Source organism: Pseudomonas sp. UBA4194, from assembly GCF_002379585.1.
Taxonomy (GTDB): Bacteria; Pseudomonadota; Gammaproteobacteria; order Pseudomonadales; family Pseudomonadaceae; genus Aquipseudomonas.
The window spans coordinates 52465-68026 of record NZ_DFUE01000071.1 but is presented as its reverse complement, the minus strand read 5'-3'; the positions used below and the strand labels follow the sequence as shown (position 1 = coordinate 68026).

Below are 15562 nucleotides of genomic sequence, written 5' to 3'. Positions count from 1 at the left end.
AGCCGCAAAAGCCCGCAAGAATACACCAAGGTGGATTTGCGGGCTTCAACAGGCGTGGTCAGGGAATCAGGCGCTCGTCACGCAATTGCTGGAACACGTCGAAGAAAGCTTGATCGCTGGCCTGGAACTCCTTGAAACCGAAGCGGCGGCTCTTTGATACGTCGGTAACCACTTCGATCGGCCGTCCCAGATCGGCGTCAGTGTGCCATGGCGATACCAGCCGATCGATGTCGGCTTCCTGCAACCCGTGCTGTTCGACGAGCGTTTTCCAAACCGCGGCATCGTCGGCCATCTGCTCGGCCAAGGGGCTGGGTTGCTCTGGGAACGCGGCGGCTTCGATGTCGAACCATTGGGCGATTTGCTGCCACATCCAGCTCCACCGAAATACGTCGCCATTGGTGACGTTGAACGCCTGGTCGGCGGCTTCCGGCGTGGTGCTGGCCCACAGCATTTGTTTGGCCAGCACGCGGGCATCGGTCATGTCCGTCAGGCTGTCCCACTGCACTCGCGAGCCTGGGAAAACAAAGGGGCGGCCTGTGGCCTTGCAGATCGAGGCGTACACCGCCAGGGTGGTCGCCATGTTCATCGCGTTGCCCACCGCGACACCGGTAATGGTGTGCGGACGGTGCACGCTCCAGGTGAAACCGTCGCGCTTGGCGGCGGCGAACACCTCGTCCTCCTGGGCGTAATAGAAATTCTCCACGTCCAGACGGCCTTGTTCTTCACGGAACGGGGTTTGCGGCAGGCTGCCCTTGCCGTAGTTCTCGAACGGACCCAGGTAATGCTTCAGACCCGTGACCAGCGCCACATGCTGCACGCTGCCGGCGCCGCGCAGGGCGTCCAGTACGTTGCGCACCATGGCGGCATTGACACGAATGTTCTCCGCCTCGGTGGCCTGGCGCGACCAGGTGCTGAGGAACACGTGGGTTGGCTTGAGATCGGCCAGGGCCTGGGCCAGGGAGGCCGGGTCCTGCAGGTCAGCCTGGATCGAGGTGACACCCTCGGTCTGCAGCGGCTTGCGGGCCAGGCCCGCAACCTGCCAGCCCTGTTCGACCAGCAAGCGGGAAGTGGCGCTGCCGACGATGCCGCTGGCACCGACAACCAATGCTGAATGGCTCATGCTGTCTCCAAATGTGATGAATGCTGTGGCTTTGGACCACACCATACCCTCGGCGACTGCATCCATCGACGTGCGACCCGCCGTCGCGGCAATCAGCGCTCGTTCAGGGCGAACCGAGTCAGGCAGAACGTCGGTACGCCGGCGTCTTCCAGGCGTTGCGAGCCTTGCAGTTCGGGAAGGTCGATGATGGCAGCCGCTTCGTACACCTTGGCGCCCATACGCTTGACCAGGTTGGCTGCGGCGATCAGGGTGCCGCCGGTGGCGATCAGGTCATCGAACAGCACCAACGAGTCGCCTTCGCAAAGGCTGTCGGCATGCACCTCCAGAAACGCTTCGCCGTATTCGGTCTGGTAGCCCTCGCTGAGTACATCGGCGGGCAGCTTGCCCTGCTTGCGGAACAGAATCAGCGGCTTGTTCAGCTCATGGGCCACCACCGAGCCGATCAGAAAGCCCCGGGCGTCCATGGCGCCGATGTGGGTGAAGTCAGCTTCGATGTAGCGGTGTACGAAGCTGTCCACCACCAGGCGCATGGCCTTGGGCGACTGGAACAGCGGAGTGATGTCGCGAAACACCACACCGGGCTTGGGGAAGTCCACCACCGGACGGATCAGGGACTTGAAACTGAATTCATCGAAAATCATGGAGAAGTAGCTCTGGCAGGGCAGGGATGGCGGGCAGTATACCCACCTGCGAGCTGCCGCTGAATCAACCGAGCATTGAACCACCGGCCACGGCGCACAACTGCAGCGGATTCAGAATCCTTATTTCCTTGCCTTCAGCCTCGATCAGCTGGCCCTGCTGAAAGCGGGTGAACACCCGCGAGACGGTTTCCACCGCCAGCCCCAGGAAGTTCCCGATGTCGTTGCGCGACATGCTCAGACGAAACTGGTTGGCCGAATAGCCTCGTGCACTGAAGCGCGTCGAGAGGTTTACCAGAAACGTGGCAACACGTTCATCGGCGGTCTTTTTCGACAGCAGCAGCATCATCTGTTGGTCGTCGCGAATCTCCCGGCTCATCACCCGCATCAGCTGCCGACGCAGTTGCGGCAGCTGCACCGAAAGGTCATCGAGGCGGTCGAACGGGATCTCGCACACCGAAGTGGTTTCCTGGGCCTGGGCGCTCACCGGGTAGCGCTCGCTGTCGACACCCGATAGCCCCAGCAACTCGCTGGGCAGGTGGAAACCGGTGATCTGCTCCTCACCACCATTATTGAGGCTGAAGGTCTTCAGTGACCCCGAGCGCACCGCATACACCGCGCCGAAGCTGTCGCCCTGGTGAAACAGGAGTTCTCCCTTCTTCAGCGGCCGACCGCGCTTGATGATGTTATCCAGCGCATCCATGTCGGCCAGGTCCAGGGACAGGGGAAGGCACAACGGGGCCAGGCTGCAATCCTTGCAATGGGCCTGATGAGGGGCGTGGTTCGATGCCGGTGCGGGCATTGTTTCGATCCTTGTTCAAACACCTGAGAGTTGTAAGGGTAACTCAGTCAGACCCACCCATCACCCATGGCGATTTGCCAAGATTCGCCTGCAAGAGGCGGTTCAGAGCATTCGGCGCGGGGCAGATCGCGGTAACAGTATGTGAAAAATTTGTTAGTGACTGATAACAATTTGCAAACACGCCTGCTAATATCCGCGCCTGAGAATCAGTCGTATCGCCAGGGAGGCTATCGAACCTTTACCCGTCATGCCCTCATAGGTAACGCATCATGGCTCTGCTCTTCCCTTCGCGTCCGACTCTTCTGGCGGTCTGCTGCTCCATCAGTTTCCTTGCGCATGCCGCCGATCCGGTGGTTGAGCTGGGCGCTACGGATGTCAACGCCGACACGGTCAAAGCCAATTCGAATACCTTGCCCGATTCATACGCCGGCGGTCAGGTTGCGCGTGGTGGGCAGATGGGCATGCTGGGCAATCAGGACTTCATGGATGTCCCGTTCACCATGACCAGCTACACCGCCCAGCTCATCGAAGATCAGCAAGCCGAAGATGTGGGCGATGTGCTGCTCAACGATCCCTCGGTACGTCAGTCATTCGGCTTCGGCAATCAGGCGCAGGTCTTCGTCATTCGTGGCCTTCCCTTGAGTGGTGACGACATTTCGTACAACGGCCTCTACGGCGTATTGCCCCGGCAGATACTTTCGACCGACGCTATCGAGCGGGTAGACGTGTTCAAAGGCCCCAACGCCTTTATCAACGGTGTCAGTCCCAGCGGCTCGGGCCTGGGCGGCAGCGTCAACCTGCAGCCCAAGCGGGCAGGGGACACGCCGACACGGCGATACACCCAGGACATCAGTACAGATGGGCGTGTTGGCGAACATCTGGACCTCGGCCAGCGCTTCGGTGAGGACAACCGTTTCGGCGCGCGCCTGAATCTCAGCCAGCGCGAAGGCGAAACGGCCATTGACGACCAGGATCAACGCACCAAACTGTTCGTCGCCGGATTGGACTACCGCGGCGATGACTTCCGCGTCTCCACCGATTTCGGCTACCAGAAACAACGCGTGAATCACTTGCGCAACACCGTACAGTTGGGCAGTGCCACGCGCATTCCCACTGCCCCCGACGCCGACCACAACTACGGGCAGGACTGGACCTACACCGAAACCGAAGACACCTTCGGCATGATCCGCGGCGATTATGATCTGAGTGAAAACTGGACGGCCTACCTGGCTGGCGGCGCCAAGCACACCCGCGAAACCGGCGTCTACGGCACGCCGGCCCTCGTAGGCAACGATGGCACTGCCACCATCAGCGGTTCGGAAATCCCCCACAACGAAAACAACACCAGCTTCGCCGCTGGTCTCAACGGTCGCTTCCAGACGGGGCCCATCAGCCACCAGGTCGCTCTGAGCGCCAGCACCCTGTGGGCCGAGCAGGAAAACGCCTACGTGTTCTACCGACCGAACCCTGGCAATACCAATATCTACAACACGCCGTCACTGCCTAAACCCACTGATGGCTATTTTACCGGCGGGGACATGGGCGATCCGGGCGTGACCAACAAGGTACGCAACCGCAGCATCGCCATCTCCGACACCGTCGGCCTGTTCGACGACAGTCTGCTGCTGACCTACGGCATCCGCCGCCAGCAACTGCGAGTCGAGAATTACAGCTACGACGGCGGTACCTTCAACGGCGTTGCCAACAGCAACGATGGCAGTCGCACCAACCTTTATGACGAAGGCATCACCACACCGGTCTATGGCATCGTCTACAAACCGATCGAAAGCGTGTCGCTGTACGCCAACCGCATCGAGGGTCTGGACCAGGGCGAAACAGCTTCGGGCAGCGGCGTCCTCAACATTGGTGAAGTCTTCCCACCAGGCCGTACCAAGCAGTTGGAAGCCGGCATCAAGCTGGATCTGCAAAGCTTCGGCGCCAATCTGGGCGTTTTCCGCATCGAGCGTCCCACCGATGGTTTCGTCGAGGGCAACCTGTTCGTGCGCGATGGCGAGCAGGTCAACAAGGGTCTGGAGCTGAGCGTGTTCGGCGAACCCATCGAAGGCCTGCGCCTGATGGCCGGCGGCACACGCATGACCTCCGAGCTGAAGAACACTTCGGGCGGCCTCAACGACGGCAACCACGCTGTGGGCGTACCGACCTTCCAACTCAACGCCAGCGTCGACTGGGATATCCCAGGCCTGCAAGGCGCCGCTCTGAACGCGCGCATGCTGCGCACCGGCGGCCAATACGCCGATCCGGCCAACAACCTCAGCCTGCCCACCTGGAACCGCTTCGATGCCGGCGCACGCTACAAATTCAAGGTCTCGGAAAAAGACCTGACCTTGCGCGTCAACGTGGAAAACATCACCGACAAAAACTACTGGGCGTCGGCCAACGGCGGCTACCTGACCCAGGGCGAGCCACGGCTGGTGAAGTTTTCGGGGACGATTGATTTCTAGATCAAGTAGCCTGGAGTCGCAGCGCCCGCTGCGACTCACTGGCGCAGACGCTATGTGGTTGGCAGTGCATCTCGCGGCTGGACAGTTCCGAACCTCGGCGTGCACCCGGAGCATGGTTTTGTTAGATTTGTGCGCATCTGGAACATCGCTTTACAGCGCTTCTGCAGCCCTCGCATCGGAACTTCCATGCCCAAGAAATCCGCTCCACCGGGAGATGTCGCCGCCGTGGGCAAAAAGCCCGCCAGCTTGACCCTGATCGATGTCGCCAAAGTCGCTGGGGTCTCGCCTATCACCGTGTCCCGCGCGCTGCACCGGCCCGAGATCGTCAGTGAGGCGGCGCGGGAAAAAGTGTTGGAGGCGGTGCGTCGCACCGGCTATGTGTCCAACATGCTCGCCGGCAGCCTGGCCAGCAATAAGAGTCGCCTGGTCGCCATCTTCGTGCCGACCATTGCCAACTCGATCTTCGCCGACACTGTCCAGGCCCTGATGGATCGTTTGACTGAAAACGGCTACCAGACCCTCATGGGATTGACCGGTTATTCCGCCAAACAGGAAGAGAAGTTGCTCGAGGCCGTGCTGGGTCGTCGACCCGATGGCATCGTGCTGACCGGCACGCTGCATACGGAGGCCAGTCGCCTGCGCCTGGCGCAAACCGGTATTGCAGTGGTCGAGGCGTGGGACCTTAGCGATGACCCACTGGACATGCAGGTCGGCTTTTCCCATGAAGGAGTAGGGCAGGCCATCGCACGGCACCTGCTCGCCAAGGGTTACCAACGCTTCGCAGCCATTACCCTGGACGATCCCCGCGGCCTGCGCCGCTGCGCCAGCCTGATCGCAGAGCTGAACCGACACGGTGTCGAACGCGTGCCTATCCAGACCCTGCCGGCACCCGCCACTTTGCACACTGGACGCCTGGGTTTGCAGCAACTGTTGGAGAAAGGGCAACCTCAGGTCGTGGTGTGCAGTTCGGACACCATCGCTCAAGGCGTATTGGCAGAAGCCGCTAGCCGAGGCCTGCGCGTGCCGCAGGATCTGGCGGTAATGGGCTTCGGTGATCTGAGCAGCGCTGGGCAAGTGTTCCCTGCTCTGTCCACCGTCTCGGTCAATGGCAGCACCATCGGTGACCAGGTTGCCAACGTGCTTCTGAACCGCTTCAAACATCTCGCCGATTCCCACCCACCTGCGCGCATCGACACCGGTTTCCAAATGATCGACCGCCAAAGCACCTAACCCACCCCTGTAGCAGCGGCGTAAGCCGCGTCCCTATCCCCCTTCATCCCCCATTCGCACACCTTCTCCGTCCCAAACAACGTTGGCGGCCATGACGCGGCTTACGCCGCTGCTACAGGTTGGGGTTTGCATGATTGCGCAATCAGTGTAGGCTTCGGCGGTACTGGTTGCGCAATCATTTATCTCCATAGGAGCGGTTTCATGCAAGAACAACAACAAAACCTTCCATCCTCCGACCACGACCGAATCGCCTGGATCAAGGTGTCCTCGGTGTTTCTGCCACTGGCCAACCCCATTAGCGACGCCAAAGTCCTCACCGGGCGGCAGAAGCCGATGACCGAAATCGCCATGCTTTTCGTCGAGATAGAAACAGTAGACGGGCACCAAGGTCTGGGCTTTAGCTACTCCAAACGCGCCGGTGGGCCGGGCCAGTTCGCTCATGCTGTTGAAATCGCTCCGACGCTGATCGACGAGAACCCCAGCGATATCGCCAAGCTCTGGACCAAGCTGTGCTGGGCCGGCGCTTCGGTTGGTCGCAGCGGCCTGGCCACGCAAGCCATTGGTGCCTTCGATGTCGCCCTGTGGGACCTCAAGGCCAAACGCGCCAATTTGTCCCTGGCCCGCCTGCTTGGCGCCCAGCGGGATTCGGTGCGCTGCTACAACACCTCCGGCGGATTCCTGCACACCCCGCTGGATCAACTGCTGAAAAACACCGAGCTGTCCAGAGAGAAGGGCATAGGGGGCATCAAGCTCAAGGTAGGCCAGCCCGATTGCGCGCTCGATCTGCACCGCGTCAATACCGTGCGCAAGCACTTGGGCGATCAGTTCCCGCTGATGGTCGATGCCAACCAGCAGTGGCACCGGCCCACCGCGCAGCGCATGTGCCGGCAGTTGGAAGACTTCAACCTGGTATGGATCGAGGAACCCCTGGATTGCTACGACGCCGAAGGCCACGCCGCGCTGGCGCAACAGTTCGATACGCCGATTGCCACCGGCGAGATGCTAACCAGCGTGGCCGAGCATGCCGAATTCATCAAACTGCGCGGTGCCGACTACCTGATGCCTGACGCACCTCGCGTCGGCGGTATCACCCCGTTCCTGAAAGTGGCCGCCATGGCCGAACACGCCGGTCTGATGATGGCGCCACACTTCGCCATGGAACTCCACGTGCACCTGGCTGCTACCTACCCGACCGAACCCTGGGTCGAGCATTTCGAATGGCTGGAGCCGCTGTTCAACGAACGCCTGGAAACCCGTGACGGACGCATGCTGGTGCCAACCCGACCAGGACTGGGCCTGTCGCTGAGCGAACAGGTGAAGCCCTGGACGGCGCAGCAGATGGAGATCGGCAAGCGGCCTTAATGCAGCGCTCAGGAGTTTTGGTTCATCACGCAGACCGGTCCGCTAGTCCAGTAGGCGGAACGAACAAGCGGGCGTTGGCTCATTGATATTACTGCCCAACGCTCGCCAACCCGGAGGCTCTCTCGATGAAACCCCTTATCCACGCCCTCAAATGCTCTGCCCTGGCCAGTATGCTGTTCGCGGCGTCCTGTGGCGTTGGCGCTGCGCCCGGTCTTAGCAATGCCGCCCCGTCAAGTAACGGCACCTCATCAGGCACGGGCAGCACTGCGCCAACCCCAACCTATCAGCCGCAGGCCAATACCACTCGCACACCGTCTGGCAGCCTCAACCGGGCACCGGCGACTTACCCCAGCACCTCGCCATCCACGTCCGATGCCACTGGCGATACCCTCCAGCAACAACGTCAGCAGAGCGGCGAGCAGATGATTCAGGAGCGCAAGGGCCAGGCTGCGGACACTAACTAGGCTCCACCCCAGCGGATTTTTCCCGCTTGCGGTACTGACCAGGTGGCACGCCATGGGCTTGCCGGAAGCGTCGGGAAAAATAGGCTTCGTCGGTAAAGCCGCACAACCCTGCAATCTCGCCGACACTCTTGCTGCCATTGAGCAGCAGGCTGCGGGCGCTGTGCATGCGCCGGTCCAGTACCAGTTCGCTGAAGCTCTTGCCCGTCTCCTTGCGCAACCAGTGTGTGAGGTAGTGCGGTGAGAGGAAGGTCGCCGCCGCCGCTTCGGTCAAGGTCAGGCCGGGGTCAGCGAGGTGCTTGCGCATGTACTCGTTGAGTCGCGCCAGGGCATCTCGTCGACCGCTCTGGGCGGTCTTGCTCGCGGCCAGCGTCTTGAGCGGCTCGGCATACAACTGGCAGACGATGCCAATCAGTTGCAGCAGGCACCCCTTGAGGTACTCCCGCGTACCGAACTCGCGCTGGGCGTCCAGCCCGCGCATCCGCTCGAGCAGTCGAAGCACCTCGCTGAACGACTCGTCGTCCAGACAGAAATCCAGATGCTGTTGAAACAGAAAAGGTGAGAGCTCCGGCGCCTCGAAGATCGCCACGTCTTCCAGATCCAGCGGGGAACACTGAAGATGGGGCAGCAAAAACTTCTGGTCGAAGTTGATCACCACAAAATGCCCATCCTGAGGATGAGGAATCAGATGAATGCGGTGAGGGAGGATGAATGCCACGGAGCGGTGGGCGAACTGGCGCTGCACGTTGCCCAGGTGCTGCACGGTATCGCCGCCCAGGTTGACCTGAATCTGGAAATACTCGTGCCGATGGGGTCGCACCTCCGCTGGCCGGGCCTGCTCATCGCGAATATAGAAATCCGGACGCTTGCTGCGCTGCTGCATGCCAAAGGTGGGAACACGGGACGGCGATGGCATGGAGGGCTCCTGAGCTGAACACGCGGTGGCGGGTCGCCCATCCGGGGAAGGCAGGCGCGTGGCGTGATCGCGATTGTGATTTCAAAGGTGTCCCTGCGCAATAGTACGACGACTGTTGTCATCTTCATCGGGGAGGCGCAACGGTGATGTACAAGAAAAGATGGTCCAGGCGATATCCATCAAGGGCCTCTAAATCAGTCAATCCAGCGATTCTGGCCTGCGCTTTCGACGAGTTTTGCTGATCGGTGAGTTTTTGAACTTTTCATGGTCGAGACCCGATAGCGCACTCAATCGGTATAAGCAGATCCTTGTAATTCATGGGTTGTACGATAACTTGGCGCCGTGGTACCGCGACATCTTTCATAACAATTCCAATAACAAGAGGCCTCCCATGGCGAGCATTCACCCCTCGGAAACCGCTACCGCGTCCGCGGTCGGCGCGACTTCGGATGCGGTCGTCCCGCAACGTCTTCCTACCCGTCGCCGCTGGTTCATGCTGTCGCTGCTGTTGATCGCGACCATCATCAACTACGTCGACCGCGTTAATATCTCCATTGCCGCGCCCTTCATGGCCAAGGACCTGGGCCTGGACAAGATCCAGATGGGCCTGATCTTCTCGGCGTTCGCCTGGACCTACGCCTTTGCCTTGGTACCGGCAGGTTTCATCGCCGACCGTTTCGGCTCCCGGTTCACCTACGGCGTTTCCCTGATCTCATGGTCGGCGGTGACCATCTGCCAAGGCCTGGCCAGCGGCTTTGCCACCTTGTTCGGTCTGCGTCTGGCGGTGGGGGCCATGGAAGCACCGGCATTCCCGGCCAACAGCCGCGCGGTCACGGTGTGGTTTCCCGCCCGCGAGCGCGGCATGGCCAGCAGCATCTATGTGTGCGGCCAATACCTGGGCACCGCGCTGTTCACCGGCGCCTTGCTGTGGCTGGCGACCACCTATGACTGGCGCCACGTGTTCTACAGCACGGGTGCGGCCGGGGTGATTTTCGGTGTGGTGTGGTTGTTTCTCTATCGCGACCCAATGTCCTGCAAGAAGGTCAGCAAGGAAGAACTCAAGTACATCGAAGACGGCGGCGGCCTGGTCAAGGCCAGCCAGGAACGCACCCGCTTCAACTGGCGGCAGATTGCCGAGCTGTTTCGCTACCGTCAGGTATGGGCGATCTGCATCGGCAAGTTCGCCAGCACCTCGGCGCTGTACTTTTTCCTCACCTGGTTCCCCACCTACCTGATGGAAGAGCGGCACCTGACCAACCTCAAGGTAGGGATCTTTGCCGTGCTGCCGTTCATTGGCGCAACGGTGGGCATCCTGCTGGCGGGGATCGTTTCCGATGCCTTGATCCGCCGCGGCGTGTCGCTGTCTTTCGCCCGCAAACTGCCGCTGGTGGTGGGCTCGATGCTGGGCATGTCCATCGTGCTGGTGAACTTCACTGACTCCAACGAGATCTGCATCGCCATCCTGACCGTGGCGTTCTTCGCGCAGGGCATTGCCTCGTCCTCATGGGCGGCGGTGTCGGAAGTGGCGCCTAAGGAGTTGATCGGACTCACCGGTGGGGTCACCAGCCTGGCAGCCAACATCGGCGGCATTGTCACGCCCATCGTGATCGGCGCCATCGTGCAGACCACGGGGTCGTTCGCCTATGCATTCTGGTTCATCGGCGGTGTGGCGTTGATCGGCACCCTGTCTTACTCGTTCCTGCTGGGACGCTTGCACCGGATCGTCCTGCAAGCGCGGTGAGTCCGCTCGCCGTGGAGGGGTCCATGGCGCATCTGCCACCCCGCAGCCTTGTTGCGGGGGCCGGTTCTACCCGCGATGCGGCCCTCGGCGAAACCGCCACACCTGCAAATTACCCGCATTTGTCCAAGCCCACCCCTGAGATCTACAAGTCCTCGGGAGCAGCAGCCCGTAGGCTGAGGTTTCTGCGCCGAATGCAGAAAAGGAGATCCGCCATGACGCAGTTCGCTTTTACCCCAATGCCGGCCCCCAGCCTGCCCATCACCGGCAGCGACCAGCGCTTCCCCATTGCCCGGGTGTTCTGCCTGGGTCGCAACTACCCTTGGGGTGACGCCAAGGATCAGGTGCGTGAGTTCGCCCGGTATTTCATGAAGCCCGCCAGCTCCGTGGTCGAGGCACACGGTGACGTGGCATTCCCGCCCCAGACCGAAGAGTTCTGCTACGAAGTGGAACTGGTGGTGGCCATCGGCAAGGGCGGCACGCGTATCGCCGAAGACCAGGCGCTCGAGCACGTCTGGGGCTACGCCGTCGGGCTGGACCTGACTCGTCGTGACTTGCAGAAAGCGGCCATGGCGGCAGGTCAGCCGTGGGAGGCAGGAAAGGCGTTCGACGGTTCGGCGCCGATCACGCCGATCACGCCGGTCAGCCAGATGGGCCATCCCAACGAGGGCGCTATCTGGTTGCACGTCAACGATGTGCCGCGCCAGCAAGCCACGTTGCAGAGCCAGTTCTGGTCGGTGGCGCAGATCATCAGCCGGCTCTCGCAGTCGGTGCAGCTCAACAGCGGCGATCTGATCATGACCGGAACACCGCCCGGCGTCGGCGCTCTACAACCCGGTGACTGCATCACCGCCGGAATCGACGGCATCGATCAACTCAGCATGCGAGTCGGGGCTCGGCCCCTCGCGTGAAAATGTAATTGTCCAGGAGAAACAGACATGTCCAGCGAAACAAGAAAAATAGCGTTGGTGACCGGTGCCGGTAGCGGGATCGGTCGTGCGGTGGCCCTTGGGCTGGTAAACGATGGCTTCACCGTCGTGCTTGCCGGTCGCCGCCTGGAGGCTTTGGAAGCGGTTGCGGTTGAAGCCCGTGCCCACGGCGGCGAGGTGCTGGCGGTTGCCACCGACGTACGCGACAGCGCCAGTGTCGATGCCCTGTTCGGTGCCGTCGAGGAGGCCTACGGGCGCCTGGATGTGATCTTCAACAATGCCGGTGTCAACGCGCCGGCGGTGCCAGTGGATGAATTGGACGTGGCCAGTTGGTCGAACGTGATCGAAACCAACGTCACCGGCGTGTTCCTCTGCAGCCGCGCGGCGTTCGGCCTGATGCGCCGGCAACAGCCCCAAGGCGGGCGAATCATCAACAATGGCTCGATCTCTGCGCATACGCCACGGGCTTTCAGCGTTCCCTATACCGCCAGCAAGCACGCCGTGCTGGGCATCACCAAAGGCCTGGCACTCGATGGCCGTGAGTTCAACATCGCCTGCAGCCAGATCGATATCGGCAACGCCCTGACCGACCTGTCCGTGCGCATGACCAAGGGGGTACGCCAGGCCAATGGCCAGATCGCCGTCGAGCCCATGGTCGATGTCGCCCACGTGGTCGATGCGGTGCGCTATATCGCCGGTCTGCCGCTGTCGGCCAACGTGCTCAACATGACCGTGATGGCGACCAACATGCCGTTCGTGGGCCGGGGCTGATGCCGCGGTCCGAAAACTATCCAGCAAGAGGTGCGGCATGAAAGTCGAAATCCTGCAGTTAAGCCCGATCCTGATCCCTGAAATCAACGAACAGTTGCACGCGCTGTACACCGTACGGCCCTATTTTCAACAGAGTGACAAGGCGGCCTATCTCAAGGTGCATGGCGCCAATATCCGCGCCGTGGTCACCGGTGGTCACACCGGCATCACCCGCGAAGTGATGGCGCAGTTGCCCAAGCTTGAAGTGGTGGCCGTGAACGGTGTAGGTACCGACGCGGTGGACCTGGCCTACGCCCGCGATCGTGGCATCAAGGTCACTGCCACCCTTGGCGCGCTGACCGACGATGTCGCCGACCTGGCCATCGGCTTGTTGATCGGCGCCTGCCGCGGCTTGTGCACGGCGGACCGCTTCGTGCGGGCCGACCTGTGGCACAAGAGCGCCACGCCACTGGCGCCCTTGCCGCTGGCGCGGCAGTTCAGCGGCATGCGCGTCGGTATCGTCGGCATGGGCCGGGTAGGGCGGGCCGTGGCCGTGAGGGCGGCGGCGTTTGGCTGCCCCATCAGCTACACCGATCTGCAGCCGATGAGCGATGTTCCGTACAGCTTTATCAAGGACCTGGTGGCGCTGGCCGAGCAGAGCGATGCGCTGATTCTCGCGGCGGCTGCTGACAAGGCAGAGGGCATCATCGATGCAGAGGTGCTGCATGCGTTGGGTCAGGATGGTTACTTGATCAACGTCGCTCGTGGGCGCCTGGTCAATGAACCGGATCTGGTGGCGGCGTTGCAGGCCGGGCTGATTGCCGGGGCCGGGCTGGATGTATTCGTCGACGAGCCGAACGTGCCGGGGGCGTTGTACGAGATGGAGAACGTGGTACTGCAACCCCACCGCGCCAGCGCCACGGTGCAGACCCGCACGCGCATGGGGCACATGGTGCTGGCCAGCCTGGCCGATGGCTTGGCGGGGAAAGTGCCGGCGGGGTGCGTGACCGGCTGATGATCTTCGATGCCTGAGCTGGCCTCATCGCGGGTAGAACCCGCTCCCACACAGGATCTCCCTCTACCCCAGATCCTCCACACCCGTAGGAGCGGGCTCTGCCCGCGATGAGGCCAGCCCACACACCACAACTCCCCCAGACCCCACCCACCCCACCTGTGGGAGCGGGCTCTGCCCGCGATGAGGCCGCCCAGACACCACAACTCCCGCTGACTGCACCCACCCCAACTTTGGGAGCGGGCTCTGCCCGCGATGGGGCCCGCCCAGACACCAGAATCCCACCTGACCGTCAATGCCCGCCAGGCACCATAGAGGTAAAGGGAGACACATAAGCCTGCAATGTCACCAATCCTCCCACCAGCACCGCCAGCACGATGGAATGGAAGAACACATAGCGCAGAATCTCCCCCTCATGCCCATACCACCGCGTCGCCGTCGAGGCCACGACGATGGATTGCGCATCGACCATCTTGCCCATCACCCCACCCGAACTGTTGGCTGCAGCCATCAGCACCGGATTGAGCCCCAGCTGCTCCGACGTCACCCGCTGCAAGCCACCGAACAGCACGTTGGAGGCCGTGTCCGACCCCGTCAGCGCCACCCCCAGCCAGCCCAGCAAGGTGCCGAACATCGGATAGAAGATCCCGGTGGCGGCAAACGCCAGGCCCATGGTCGCATCCAGCCCCGAGTAGCGCGTCAGGAACCCCAGGGCCAGCATGGCGACAATGGTGATCAGGGAATAGCGCACCACCCAGATCGTACGCAGGTACTGCTTGATCAACTGCGGCACCGAATAGCCCATCAGCAAACCACCCAGAATCGCCGCCAATAGAATCCCGCTGCCGGTACTGGTCAGCCAGGTGAACTTATAGATGGCCTCTTCGGTTTTCGGAGTCGCCACCACCGGCGGGACCTTCTCGATCTGCTGATGCAGACCACTGAAGGTGATCGCCGGCGCGAACACAGGATCGGCCACGCGCAACGGTTTGCCCTGCGGATCCATCAACGCCACGCCCGTCTGCGGGTCCACCGCGGCGCGGGTATCGAAGGTCGACTTGAAGCTTGCCGTGCCCCACACGAAAACGAACGCGGTGAGGATGATCCACGGCATCCACGCGCGCATCACCGCAGGTTTGGCGTCGTTACCGAAGGTGCGCGCCGAAGCCGGCAACTCGTCCGGATCGGCATCCACCTTGGAGTTGTCGACGCGCCCGGACAGCGCCGCAGAGGTGTGAATGGTCGCCGGCTTCCAGACCTTGAGGAACCCGGTCAGGCAGGCCATGGAAATCAATGCCGCGATCACGTCCACCAACATCGGCCCGTGGTAGTTCGAAACGATGAACTGCGGCACCGCGAAACTCACCCCGGCCACCATGATGGCTGGCCACACTTCGAGCATCTTGCGCCACCCGGCGAACGCCCAGATCAGCCAGAAGGGCACCAGCACCGAAAAGAACGGTAACTGTCGGCCCACCATCATCGACAGTTCCATCTCGTCCAGACCGGTGACCTTGGCCAGGGTAATGATCGGCGTCCCCAGCGCGCCAAAGGCCACGGGCGCAGTGTTGGCGATCAATGCCAGGCCGGAGGCCGCCAGCGGCGAGAAGCCCAGGCCAATCAGAATCGCCCCGGTCACCGCCACCGGCGTACCGAACCCCGCTGCGCCTTCGAAGAAGGCACCAAAACAGAAGGCGATCAACAGCAGCTGCAAGCGGCGGTCATCGGTGATGCGGGCCAGGGAGTCCTGGAGCACCTTGAAAGAGCCGTTTTCGGTGGTCAGGCGGTGCAGAAAAATGATGTTGAGCACGATCCAGCCGATGGGCAGCAGACCATTTGCCGCACCATACAGCGCCGCCGAACCGGCCATGCCTGCCGGCATGCCGAAGGCGATGATGGCGATCAACAACGCTGACGCCAGCGCCATCAGGGCCGCGAGGTGAGCTTTTACATGAAAGAACGCCAGGGATGCGAGCATGACCACCACCGGCACAGCGGCCATGATAGTGGACAGCACCGGGCTGCCGAAGGGGTCGTAGACTTGTTGCCAGACCATATGCCACCTCTGTTCTTGTTATCGGTAAGGCACAGCTCCGAGGGTTGGGAAAATCGAAGTATAGGTGGCATTCTGGATAGGCTTGA

13 protein-coding genes are annotated in these 15562 nt (G+C 61.8%); 8 read left to right on the top strand and 5 right to left on the bottom strand.

Annotation, left to right across the window (positions count from 1 at the left end; translation table 11 throughout):
• Window positions 1-58: 58 nt before the first annotated feature.
• From B3397_RS17460 to fnr, 3 genes are all read right to left on the bottom strand, one after another.
• A complete protein-coding gene (locus B3397_RS17460; protein ID WP_296252495.1) occupies window positions 59-1120 on the bottom strand; it encodes an SDR family oxidoreductase in 1062 nt (353 codons plus the stop codon).
• A gap of 92 nt (window positions 1121-1212) precedes the next feature.
• Window positions 1213-1761, bottom strand: a complete 549-nt coding sequence (locus B3397_RS17455; RefSeq protein WP_296252493.1) for an adenine phosphoribosyltransferase — start codon at window positions 1759-1761, stop codon at window positions 1213-1215.
• Between the two features lie 64 nt (window positions 1762-1825).
• Complete coding sequence (fnr, locus tag B3397_RS17450; RefSeq protein ID WP_296252491.1) at window positions 1826-2560, bottom strand: fumarate/nitrate reduction transcriptional regulator Fnr; 735 nt, start codon at window positions 2558-2560, stop codon at window positions 1826-1828.
• Window positions 2561-2829: 269 nt separating this feature from the next.
• Between fnr and B3397_RS17445 the strand changes: the two genes are divergently transcribed.
• The 4 genes from B3397_RS17445 to B3397_RS17430 all read left to right on the top strand — a co-directional run bounded on the left by B3397_RS17445 (window position 2830) and on the right by B3397_RS17430 (window position 8078).
• The gene (locus tag B3397_RS17445) at window positions 2830-5022 is read left to right on the top strand and encodes a TonB-dependent receptor (RefSeq protein WP_296252489.1); all 2193 of its coding nucleotides are present in this window, start codon (window positions 2830-2832) and stop codon (window positions 5020-5022) included.
• Between the two features lie 186 nt (window positions 5023-5208).
• On the top strand, window positions 5209-6252 hold the full coding sequence (locus tag B3397_RS17440) for a LacI family DNA-binding transcriptional regulator (protein ID WP_296252487.1): 1044 nt from the start codon (window positions 5209-5211) through the stop codon (window positions 6250-6252).
• 201 nt (window positions 6253-6453) lie between these two features.
• On the top strand, window positions 6454-7614 hold the full coding sequence (locus tag B3397_RS17435; RefSeq protein ID WP_296252485.1) for an L-talarate/galactarate dehydratase: 1161 nt from the start codon (window positions 6454-6456) through the stop codon (window positions 7612-7614).
• 125 nt (window positions 7615-7739) lie between these two features.
• Complete coding sequence (locus B3397_RS17430) at window positions 7740-8078, top strand: hypothetical protein (protein WP_296252483.1); 339 nt, start codon at window positions 7740-7742, stop codon at window positions 8076-8078.
• Here B3397_RS17430 and B3397_RS17425 read toward each other — a convergent pair.
• Window positions 8071-8991: a helix-turn-helix transcriptional regulator gene (locus B3397_RS17425; protein ID WP_296252481.1), complete on the bottom strand. Its 921-nt coding sequence runs from the start codon at window positions 8989-8991 to the stop codon at window positions 8071-8073. The genes B3397_RS17430 and B3397_RS17425 overlap by 8 nt on opposite strands.
• 391 nt (window positions 8992-9382) lie before the next feature.
• Between B3397_RS17425 and B3397_RS17420 the strand changes: the two genes are divergently transcribed.
• The 4 genes from B3397_RS17420 (at window position 9383) to B3397_RS17405 (ending at window position 13423) form a co-directional block, all read left to right on the top strand.
• Entirely contained in the window at window positions 9383-10732 is a 1350-nt protein-coding gene (locus B3397_RS17420; RefSeq protein WP_414704401.1) for an MFS transporter, read from the top strand.
• Window positions 10733-10944: 212 nt separating this feature from the next.
• Window positions 10945-11640 (top strand): fumarylacetoacetate hydrolase family protein, encoded by a 696-nt coding sequence (locus B3397_RS17415; protein ID WP_296252479.1) that lies wholly within the window; start codon window positions 10945-10947, stop codon window positions 11638-11640.
• A 27-nt stretch (window positions 11641-11667) separates the two neighbouring features.
• On the top strand, window positions 11668-12429 hold the full coding sequence (locus B3397_RS17410) for an SDR family oxidoreductase (protein WP_296252477.1): 762 nt from the start codon (window positions 11668-11670) through the stop codon (window positions 12427-12429).
• 37 nt (window positions 12430-12466) lie between these two features.
• Complete coding sequence (locus B3397_RS17405) at window positions 12467-13423, top strand: 2-hydroxyacid dehydrogenase (RefSeq protein WP_296252475.1); 957 nt, start codon at window positions 12467-12469, stop codon at window positions 13421-13423.
• A 289-nt stretch (window positions 13424-13712) separates the two neighbouring features.
• On the opposite strand, the gene B3397_RS17400 is transcribed toward B3397_RS17405, so the two are convergent.
• Complete coding sequence (locus B3397_RS17400; RefSeq protein ID WP_296252473.1) at window positions 13713-15476, bottom strand: L-lactate permease; 1764 nt, start codon at window positions 15474-15476, stop codon at window positions 13713-13715.
• Between the last annotated feature and the right edge of the window lie 86 nt (window positions 15477-15562).